The sequence below is a fragment of the Deltaproteobacteria bacterium genome (assembly GCA_019308905.1).
Lineage (GTDB): Bacteria > Desulfobacterota > BSN033 > WVXP01 > WVXP01 > JAFDHF01.
Genome location: JAFDHF010000095.1, coordinates 1 through 9,650, shown reverse-complemented (window position 1 = coordinate 9,650; position 9,650 = coordinate 1). Strand labels below are relative to the sequence as shown.

The 9,650-nt window shown below is 57.0% G+C and carries 10 protein-coding genes; 6 read left to right on the top strand and 4 right to left on the bottom strand.

Translation table 11 applies throughout. The annotated features are described in order from the left end of the window. The 4 genes from JRJ26_19325 to JRJ26_19310 all read right to left on the bottom strand — a co-directional run. Positions 1 to 100, bottom strand: a 100-nt coding sequence (locus JRJ26_19325; protein ID MBW2059648.1) for a hypothetical protein, incomplete at its 3' end; no start/stop codon positions are given. 46 nt (positions 101 to 146) lie between these two features. Next, positions 147 to 2,219, bottom strand: a complete 2,073-nt coding sequence (fusA, locus tag JRJ26_19320; GenBank protein ID MBW2059647.1) for an elongation factor G — start codon at positions 2,217 to 2,219, stop codon at positions 147 to 149. A 113-nt stretch (positions 2,220 to 2,332) separates the two neighbouring features. Beyond that, complete coding sequence (rpsG, locus tag JRJ26_19315; GenBank protein MBW2059646.1) at positions 2,333 to 2,803, bottom strand: 30S ribosomal protein S7; 471 nt, start codon at positions 2,801 to 2,803, stop codon at positions 2,333 to 2,335. A gap of 42 nt (positions 2,804 to 2,845) precedes the next feature. Next, positions 2,846 to 3,217: a 30S ribosomal protein S12 gene (locus JRJ26_19310; protein ID MBW2059645.1), complete on the bottom strand. Its 372-nt coding sequence runs from the start codon at positions 3,215 to 3,217 to the stop codon at positions 2,846 to 2,848. 577 nt (positions 3,218 to 3,794) lie between these two features. Between JRJ26_19310 and rsxA the strand changes: the two genes are divergently transcribed. The 6 genes from rsxA (at position 3,795) to JRJ26_19280 (ending at position 9,233) form a co-directional block, all read left to right on the top strand. Beyond that, a complete protein-coding gene (gene rsxA / locus JRJ26_19305) occupies positions 3,795 to 4,370 on the top strand; it encodes an electron transport complex subunit RsxA (protein MBW2059644.1) in 576 nt (191 codons plus the stop codon). Between the two features lie 186 nt (positions 4,371 to 4,556). Further along, the gene (locus JRJ26_19300) at positions 4,557 to 5,534 is read left to right on the top strand and encodes an RnfABCDGE type electron transport complex subunit B (protein ID MBW2059643.1); all 978 of its coding nucleotides are present in this window, start codon (positions 4,557 to 4,559) and stop codon (positions 5,532 to 5,534) included. A gap of 18 nt (positions 5,535 to 5,552) precedes the next feature. Continuing rightward, positions 5,553 to 6,884 carry an electron transport complex subunit RsxC gene (gene rsxC, locus JRJ26_19295; GenBank protein ID MBW2059642.1) on the top strand — a complete coding sequence of 444 codons (1,332 nt, stop codon included), beginning with the start codon at positions 5,553 to 5,555 and terminating at the stop codon, positions 6,882 to 6,884. A 66-nt stretch (positions 6,885 to 6,950) separates the two neighbouring features. Next, positions 6,951 to 7,949 carry an RnfABCDGE type electron transport complex subunit D gene (locus tag JRJ26_19290; GenBank protein ID MBW2059641.1) on the top strand — a complete coding sequence of 333 codons (999 nt, stop codon included), beginning with the start codon at positions 6,951 to 6,953 and terminating at the stop codon, positions 7,947 to 7,949. A 47-nt stretch (positions 7,950 to 7,996) separates the two neighbouring features. Further along, positions 7,997 to 8,587, top strand: a complete 591-nt coding sequence (locus JRJ26_19285; GenBank protein ID MBW2059640.1) for an RnfABCDGE type electron transport complex subunit G — start codon at positions 7,997 to 7,999, stop codon at positions 8,585 to 8,587. A gap of 46 nt (positions 8,588 to 8,633) precedes the next feature. Then, on the top strand, positions 8,634 to 9,233 hold the full coding sequence (locus JRJ26_19280; GenBank protein MBW2059639.1) for an electron transport complex subunit E: 600 nt from the start codon (positions 8,634 to 8,636) through the stop codon (positions 9,231 to 9,233). Positions 9,234 to 9,650: the final 417 nt, after the last annotated feature.

Below are 9,650 nucleotides of genomic sequence, written 5' to 3'. Positions count from 1 at the left end.
TCGTTATCGCACTCGTCAACGTCGTCTTACCATGATCCACATGCCCTATCGTCCCTATGTTGATGTGGGGCTTGCTCCGCACAAACTTCGCCTTCGCCATTGGAAATCCTCCTTGTCAAACGCCCTCTCCAGGGCTGATATCTCCTCTATGCTTTCATCGACATGACCACCCGGTCCACTCCACTCGGGACCGGGCTGTAACGGGAAAACCGCATCGTAAAGGTTGCCCTGCCCTGGGTCTTCGATCTGAGGTCTGTGGCGTAACCGAACATCTCGGCCAGAGGAGCCTCAGAGACCAACACGTGTGTCCCGGGCCTCGAATCGATACGAAGGATGTTAGCTCTCCTGGTGTTGAGATCCCCTATCACTTCTCCCAGGAACGCCTCGGGAACGATGACCTCCACCGACATAATGGGCTCGAGCACAACAGGAGCCGCTCGCCTGGCGGCCTCCTTGAATCCGAGAGAAGCGGCGATCTTGAATGCCATCTCCGAGGAATCGACCTCGTGGTACGATCCGTCGAGCAGAACCACCTCCACATCCACCACAGGATAGCCGGCCACTATCCCTTTTCCCATGGCCTCGAGAACACCCTTTTGGACGGCTGGAACAAACTGGTTCGGTACCCTGCCGCCCACGACGGCGCTCCTGAACCGTAACCCCTCTCCAGGGGTTCCAGGGCCGACGCGGAGTCGAACATGGCCGTACTGTCCATGACCTCCGGTCTGTTTCACGAACCTCCCCTCGCCCTCTGCAGGGCGGGTCACGGTCTCACGATAGGCCACCCTCGGCTTTCCCACTCTGGCTCCGACCTTGAACTCCCGCTGAAGACGGGCAAGGAGAACCTCCAAATGGAGTTCACCCATTCCGGCGAGGATCGTCTCTCCGGTCTCCTCATTGGTCTTCACCTGGAAAGAGAGGTCCTCCATGGCCAGTCGCTGCAAGGCCCGGCCCAGCTTCTCCCTCTCCTCCCTGGAACGGGGCTCCACTGCGACCGAGATCACAGGCGCAGGCGCCTGGATGGACTCGAGCACGATGGGATAGGCCTCATCGCAAATGGTATCCCCGGTCCTGGTGTACTTGAGCCCCACGGCTGCAAAGATATCACCTGAGTGGACCTCCTCGATCTCTTCCCTTTGGTTTGCATGGATCTTCAGGAGGCGCCCGAGTCGCTCAGCCTTCTGCTTGCTCGCATTGAAGACGTAGGACCCCCTGCAAGCCTTCCCCGAATAGACCCGGAAATAGGTCAGGGTCCCCACATAGGGGTCCGCCATGATCTTGAAGGCGAGGGCCGTGAAGGGCTGATCATCCCCGGCCCGCCTTCTCTCCTCCTCTCCTCGAAGGTTCCTTCCCACCACCGGAGGGATATCCTTTGGTGAGGGGAGATAGTCGACAATGGCGTCGAGAAGGGGCTGTACCCCTTTGTTCTTGAACGCCGAACCGCATAGTACGGGCACGACCTCCCTGTTGAGGGTGGCACGGCGCACGGCCTTCTTGATCTCAAGGACCGGAATCTCCCTGCCCTCGATATAGGCCTCCAGCAGGGCTTCGCTCTGATCTGCCACCGTCTCCAGGATATGCTCCCTGTATCGGTCAGCGGTCCGGCGAGAAGTATCCGGGATCTCTATCTGTCTGTAACGGGCCCCCAGGGTGCTCTCCTCGTACACCCAGGCCCTCATCGTGATTAGATCAACCACGCCCTCCAGTTCTTCTCCTTCTCCCAGGGGAATCTGTATCGGCAGAGGTCTGGCGTGAAGCTTCACCACCATGGAATCGACGCTCCCAAAAAAATCCGCCCCCGGGCGGTCCATCTTATTGATAAAGGCAAGCCTCGGTATACCGAACTTGTCGGCCTGTTTCCACACGGTCTCTGACTGAGGCTCCACCCCTGCCACACCGTCAAAGATGGCAACAGCCCCGTCCAGCACCCTCAAAGATCGCTCCACCTCGATGGTGAAATCCACATGGCCCGGAGTATCGATGATATTGATCCTATGCCCTTTCCAGAAGCAGGTCGTTGCAGCGGAGGTGATGGTGATTCCCCTCTCCTGCTCCTGCTCCATCCAATCCATGACAGCCGAGCCCTCATCGACTTCCCCCATCCGATAGGTCACTCCCGTGTAATAGAGAATCCGCTCGGTGGTTGTGGTCTTGCCCGCATCGATGTGGGCCATCATTCCGATATTTCTTATCTTCTCAAGAGCGATCATCCGTACCAAAGCGATCATCCCCAACAGGAGCCACCAAAATGGAAAAGCATAAAAAAAAGGACTATCAGGCACACTGAGCCTTCTCAACTCGTTCACCTTTCCAGATGAAAGACCGATCGGTTTTACCAACGATAGTGTGCGAAGGCCTTGTTGGCTTCGGCCATCTTGTGGGTATCTTCCCTCTTCTTGACCGCAGCTCCCCGGTGACTGGCAGCATCGAGCAGCTCTGATGCGAGGCGCTCCTGCATTGTCTTTTCTCCCCGTTGCCGCGCGTAACCAATGAGCCATCGCATGGCCAGAGCCAGCTTTCTCTCGGGTCGCACCTCCACAGGAACCTGGTAAGTGGAACCACCCACTCGGCGAGACTTTACCTCGATTGCAGGCATCACATTCTTGATGGCCCTTTTGAAGACTTCGAGAGGATCTTGATTGGTTCTTTCCTGAATATAGTCGAATGAACCATAACAAATGCGTTCGGCCACGCTCTTCTTGCCCTTCATCATCAACCCGTTGATGAACTTGGCAACCATCTTGTCGTGGTATTTCGGATCAGGAATAATCGGCCTTTTCGGAACCTCTCTTCTTCTCGGCACCTCTGAAACCTCTCCCTGCACCTGCAAAAAAAAAGGCCCTGGCTACTTCGGCCTTTTTGTTCCATATTTCGATCGTCCCTGCCTGCGGTCCTGAACCCCCATCGAATCCAGAGTACCCCGAATAATATGATATCTTACACCCGGAAGGTCTTTGACACGTCCCCCCCGGATGAGAACTACCGAGTGCTCCTGCAGGTTGTGGCCCACTCCAGGGATATACGTGGTCACTTCGATTCCGTTGGTAAGACGAACCCTGGCGACTTTTCTCAGAGCGGAATTGGGCTTCTTGGGCGTGGAGGTATAGACCCGGACACAGACCCCCCTCTTCTGGGGGCACTCCCTCAGGGCGGGTGCCCCGGTCTTTTTCTTTACTGCCACACGGGAATGGCGCAACAGTTGGTTGATTGTAGGCATTCAACACACCCCGATCTTTGAAAAAAACACAATTTCTAGATTAATAAGAATAAATGATTTTGTCAAGACTGGCCCTTCTCGTCCCCTCTCTCCCGATCCAAGGACCTCTTTCGGTCTCCCGGCTCAAAGAAGGGGCGTCTCCTCCATTCAAAAGGGCCTTCACCCATTCCGACTTTAAAAGGCGGATAATCTTATTACCAGAAATCGGTTTGCATGTCAAGGAGGCTGGTACGAAAATTTACGGGGCCCTCAAGGCATGGTCTTCCCCGGGTCCACAAGGTCCACGGGTGATCAGGAAATGCAGAATGCGGCCGTCGCCACTGCTCGAGATCTCGAGGCAGATCACCCGACCCGAAACTGTAATAAATCTGTGATTTCCATTAGTTATCACGCCTGCCCAACACCGTTTCTGGGGGACGATGAAGATTTTGTCGATTCTGCCCCTTGACACCCATAGGATATTGAGGTACCAGTAGCATCTATACGGGAGCAGAGACTCACCGGTTCTTATCGTGTTCTTGTCGTGGCGTAGCACCGAGGCCGGGGGGTGTCTGTGTTTCCTTTTTTGGGGGCAGCGGTGAAGCTGATCGTTCTGTTCGTCGGCGTGGTTCTGGTCAACAACTTCGTCCTGGCCCGGTTTCTCGGCATCTGTCCCTTTCTGGGTGTCTCCAGGCGGACTGAAACAGCCCTGGGAATGGGCTTTGCTGTTATCTTCGTCATGACCGTTGCATCGGTTGTGACTTGGGTGATCCATCAGGCCTTTCTCCAACCTTTTGGTATCGAATACCTCCAAACCATCGCCTTCATCCTCGTCATAGCCGCACTGGTCCAGCTCGTTGAGATCGTGATGCAGAAGATAAGCCCGTTGCTCTATCAGGCTCTGGGCATCTATCTACCTTTGATTACAACAAACTGTGCCGTTCTGGGGGTTTCGATCCTGAACATCCAGAAAGAGCACGATTTTGTGGAGACCCTGTTTTTCGGCTTCGGCGCCTCCGTGGGGTTTACTCTCGCTCTGGTCCTCTTTTCCGGGCTCAGGGAGCGGATCGCTCTGGCGGATGTACCCGCCGCGTTCAGGGGGACGGCCATTGCCTTGATTACGGCTGGACTTCTCTCTCTTGCCTTTATGGGGTTTTCCGGGTTGGTCAAATAGGAAGAGGGGAGACCGGCCTGCCCCGGGTTGGACGGACCAGCAAGAAGGGCACTGTTTCCTGGCCCGGTCCTGTTTCGGCCCGGGAAACCGCCCGGTACGTTGAAGCCCTCAAACGGGGTTTCCGGCACCTGCCACTGCTGGTATGCATGAGGGATGTTCGAGATTTTGGGCATTTGAGAGCGAGCAATGATTGAGGCGGTTCTCACCTTGAGCGGAATCGGCCTTGTGGCGAGTCTCGGTCTGGGGTTGGCTGCAAGGAAGTTTGCGGTTCGGAGAAATCCTCTGATAGAGAGGGTCGAACAGATCCTCCCAGGAGCCAACTGCGGCGCCTGCGGTACGGCAGGCTGCAGTGCCTTCGCCAAGGCGGTGGTGGAAGGGGAAGCACCTCTCAACGCGTGCGTCCCTGGAGGCCAGGAGGTGGCCCGCCTGATCGCCGAACTCATGGGTGCGGCCGTCCCTTCGACGGAGAGCTACGTGGCAGTGCTCCTCTGCAAGGGCGGCAAAGGGGAGGCACGATCGAAGTTCGAGTATGACGGGGTCAGCGACTGCAGGGCGGCCGTCCTCGTCTCGGGTGGAGACAAGGGCTGTGCTTACGGTTGCCTGGGATTGGGAACGTGCGAGAGGGTCTGTCCCTTTGGTGCCATCCACATGGACGAGGACGGCCTTCCCGTGATCGATAGGGAGACGTGTACAGGATGCGGCGTCTGCGTGAAGAACTGCCCCAAAGGAGTGCTCCTCCTTGCTCCCCGAGAGGCGAGTGTTCATATCAGATGCCACTCCCACGACAAAGGGGCACAGGTCAAGAGGGTCTGCACCGTGGGCTGTATCGGCTGTGGTGCTTGCGTCAGGATCTGCCCCTATGAGGCAATTACCCTCGATGACGGCCTGGCCGTCATGGACTATACCCGGTGCCGGCAGTGCGGGTTGTGCGTCGACTCGTGTCCTACAGGAAACATTACGAGCCTTGTTTCACAAACTCCCAAGGCGCGCATCGATCCTGAAAGGTGCAAGGGACACGCCCTCTGCGAAGCGGCCTGTCCCGTTGATGCCATTTCCGGTGAGCCCGGCAAGACCCGTCTCGTCGATGAGGAGCGCTGTATCGGCTGCAGAATCTGTTGTTCTGTCTGTCCGGTTCATGCCATCGCCATGGTGAACCCGGACTGATCGGAATCCTTTGGTGCTATGTCTAAGGTCTTTCGTTTCAAGGGAGGGGTTCATCCCCGGGACAGGAAGGAACTTTCGAGAGACAAGGCGATCGAACCGGCGCCTCTCCCGGAGCGGCTCGTCGTTCCCCTGTCGCAGCACATCGGAGCCCCGTGCGAGCCCGTGGTATCTCAGGGCGACACCGTCAAGAAGGGGCAGAAGATCGGCGAGGCAAGGGGATTCGTGTCCGTCCCGGTTCATGCCCCGACCTCGGGGAAGGTCATCAAGATCGACAGCTTCCCCCACCCCCTCGGGAAAGACCTCCCGGCCATAGAGATAGAACCCGACGGCCTCGACACATGCGCAGACGGAGCGGGCGGCCAGGAGGACTTCGCCTCCCTCTCTCCGGACGAACTGAGGGCCATTATCCGGGAAAAGGGGATCGTGGGAATGGGTGGAGCCACCTTCCCCACCCATGTAAAGCTCAGCCCCCCGGAAGGCAAGCCCATAGACACGCTCATCATCAACGGGGCCGAGTGCGAACCTTACCTGACGGCCGACTACCGGCTCATGCTGGAAGAACCGGAAAAGGTGATCACCGGCATGAGGATCATGAAGACCATCCTCGGGGTGGAGAGGGCATTCATCGCCATCGAAAAGAACAAACCGGAAGCCATTGACGCCGTGAAAGGAGTTCTCGGGCCGGATTCGAGAGAAGCGACGGTGGTGCCGCTGGAGGTGAAATATCCCCAAGGCGCTGAAAAACAGCTCATAAAGACCATCGTGAACCGGGAGGTCCCGCCTTCCGGAGGGCTTCCCATGGATGTGGGGGTCCTGGTTCAGAACGTTGGGACTGCTGCGGCTGTGGATCAGGCGGTGAGGCTGGGGATTCCTCTCATAGAGAGAGTGGTGACTGTGACCGGCGAAGGCATCCGGGAACCCAAGAACCTGAGGGTCAGGATCGGGACCCCGGTGGGTTCACTCCTGGAGGCCTGCGGGGGGTTCAGGGAAACGCCGGGAAAGCTGGTACTCGGAGGGCCCATGATGGGGATAAGCCAGTACACAACAGAGGTTCCCGTGATCAAGGGAACCTCCGGGGTGCTGGTTCTGCCCCGCTCAAGGGTCAGGCTGGAGGAGGCCCGGACCTGCATCCGATGTGGAACGTGTGTGAGGGTGTGCCCCATGAACCTACTGCCCAACTTCATAGGTACTTTTGCATCCAGGGGCCTCTTCGACCAGGCCGAGAGATACTATGCGTTGGATTGTATCGAATGCGGTTCCTGCGCCTTCTCCTGTCCGGCAAAAATCCCCCTGGTCCACCTCATCAAGTACGCCAAGGCGGAGATTATGGCCAAGAAGAGGAAAAAATAGGAGGCTTTGCCCTCCTTATCTCCATGGGCAGGGCTGGAACAATGAGAATCACAACGGGTTCGTGTCATGAATGATCAACGGTTTGTCGTCTCCGCATCACCCCACCTTCGGAGTGAAGAGTCCGTGCCGAGGATCATGGGATCGGTCCTTATCGCCCTTGCGCCGGCCACGGTTACGGGGATCTATCTGTTCGGATTTCATGCTCTTCTCATCGTCTTGGTATGCACAGGCTCTGCCATGGCCATCGAGGCCCTGACCCAGAAAGCCATGGGTAAGAGAGTGACAATCACCGATTGGAGCGCCGCGGTCACGGGACTCCTCCTGGCGCTCAATCTCCCTCCGGGCTCCCCGTGGTGGATGGCTCTTATCGGTGCCGCCCTTGCAATCGTCCTGGGCAAACAGATATACGGGGGGTTGGGGAACAACCCCTTCAACCCGGCCCTGGTGGCTAGGGTGGTACTGCTCATCTCTTTCCCCGTGCAGATGACCACCTGGTGGAAGCCCACATCCTCCTTTTTCAATGTGGCCGATGCGGTGACTTCAGCCACCCCCCTGGGAGCAATGAAGACCCACCTCATGCTGAAAGGCAGCCTCGAGGGATTCACCATGACAGGGCTGATCGGACCCCTCGTGGGAAACGTGGGAGGGTGTATCGGGGAGGTCTCCGTCATTGCTCTGGCCATAGGGGGGGTCTATCTCCTCGCCCGGAGAGTGATTTCCTGGCATATCCCTGTGGCCTTCCTCGGAACTGTCCTTGTGGCAGCCACGGTGGTGTGGGTTATCAATCCTCACAGGTTCATCAATCCCCTCTTCCACCTTGTGACCGGAGGGCTATTCCTCGGTGCCGTATTCATGGCCACCGATCTGGTGACATCACCGGTAACAGGACCCGGTATGATCCTCTTCGGTGTGGGTTGCGGCCTTATCACCTTTATCATACGGGATTTCGGAGGGTATCCGGAAGGGGTCTCGTTCTCGATTCTTCTGATGAACGCGACAACACCCCTGATCGACCGTCTCACGGCTCCAAAACCCTTTGGATGGGTTGAGTCCAAGGAAACCTAGATTCCCAAGCGGTCGCCCATGGGGGGCTTTTCAAGGGTCACCGAATAATGAAAGAGATTTTGAAACTGATACTGGTTTTAACCACCATCTGCCTGGTATCGGCCCTCGCCCTGTCGCAGGTCTATGAGGCCACCAGGGACCGGATAGCCCACCAGAAGAGGCTAGAAGTGCTGAGGGCGATCCGGGCGGTTCTCCCGGACATCGACAACGAACCGGACAAGGACACGGTGCGGCTTCAGGTCGGCAAGACCGGGAGGGGCGAACCAGAGGAGGTCACATTTTTTCGGGGCAGGCGTGGCGGCAAGCTGACGGGGATCGCCTTTGTGGTCGTCTCCCGCCACGGGTATGGAGGGGATATCGAGATCATGCTCGGTTTGGATCCTGAGGGAGTGATCCTCGGGGTGGAGATCGTGAGCCAGATGGAAACCCCGGGACTGGGGGCCAAGATCGTCAACAAGTCATTCAGGCAGCAGTTTGTGGGCAGGCGACTCGACAACACCCGCTGGGCCGTCAAGAAGGACGGGGGAGAGATCGATCAGATCACAGGGGCGACCATTTCACCCCGGGCCGTGGTCGAAGCGATCCACAGGGGATTGGTCATCTATCAGAAGAATCGGGAAAAGATTCTGGGGGGATGAAAATCGTCGCGGAGCCCCCCTGGAATCTGGACACATGGGAGAAGAGATGGGAGTAACAGCCGAATTCTTCAAGGGACTCTGGAAGGAGAACCCGATCTTCAGGCTCGTCCTCGGCATGTGTCCGACGCTGGCCGTCACAACCGCGGCCATCAACGGAATTGCCATGGGGCTCGCCACGACCTTTGTCCTGGTCTGTTCGAATCTGGTGGTCTCTCTTATCCGGAATGTCATCCCCTCCCGCGTGCGCCTGCCTTCCTTTATCGTGGTCATTGCATCTTTTGTTACCATAGTCGACCTGGTGATGGCGGGATTCTTCTTCCAACTCCACAAGACACTCGGGGTGTTCATCCCGCTGATCGTCGTCAATTGCATCATCCTGGGACGGGCCGAGGCATTTGCCTCCAAGAACCCCGTCGTATCCTCAGTGGCCGACGGGCTTGGAATGGGAATCGGTTTCACCCTCTCTCTGACGGTTTTGGGAAGTGTCCGGGAGATTCTCGGCAACGGTACTCTCTTTTCCGTCCCTCTTCTGGGTGGGTCTTTTCTCCCCTTTTTGGTGATGGTTCTCCCACCCGGGGCCTTTATCGCTCTGGGCTTTCTTCTGGCGGCCATGAACCGGATCGATCAAAGAATCCGGGGCGGGTGAGGCTCACGCCGTGAGTTCAGGAGGGAAGGAACAATGAACCGGATCGATCAAAGAATCCGGGGCGGGTGAGGCTCACGCCGTGAGTTCAGGAGGGAAGGAACAAAGGCGTTTCACTTCAGAATCGAGAAACATCCTTAGAAATCCAGGAATTCGAAAAGAGATTCCTTGAGAAGGGGAGAACGGCCGGCCCGGCAGCGGTTCCGCAACTGAAATTTCAAACACGCCTAAATTTTCAATTTTATAATCTTTTTTCTTCCGAATAATTACCGAGCAGATTCGTATTGGCAGCGGGGCTTGACTTTCCCCCTTTTTCTGGTATAGTAGTTATATAACAGAAAGGGGGGTATGATGTATCGTTCTAAGATGACAAAGGAGGAACGTGAAAATCGTTCCCGGCTGAAGCCCTATGTCAGTTAC

Bases quoted from the DNA above. Each gene is read 5' to 3' on its own strand.
- JRJ26_19290 (MBW2059641.1), top strand. From the start codon at position 6,951: ATGAATGATCAACGGTTTGTCGTCTCCGCATCACCCCACCTTCGGAGT.
- JRJ26_19285 (MBW2059640.1), top strand. From the start codon at position 7,997: ATGAAAGAGATTTTGAAACTGATACTGGTTTTAACCACCATCTGCCTG.
- JRJ26_19310 (MBW2059645.1), bottom strand. From the start codon at position 3,217: ATGCCTACAATCAACCAACTGTTGCGCCATTCCCGTGTGGCAGTAAAG.
- rsxC (MBW2059642.1), top strand. From the start codon at position 5,553: ATGTCTAAGGTCTTTCGTTTCAAGGGAGGGGTTCATCCCCGGGACAGG.
- JRJ26_19300 (MBW2059643.1), top strand. From the start codon at position 4,557: ATGATTGAGGCGGTTCTCACCTTGAGCGGAATCGGCCTTGTGGCGAGT.
- JRJ26_19280 (MBW2059639.1), top strand. From the start codon at position 8,634: ATGGGAGTAACAGCCGAATTCTTCAAGGGACTCTGGAAGGAGAACCCG.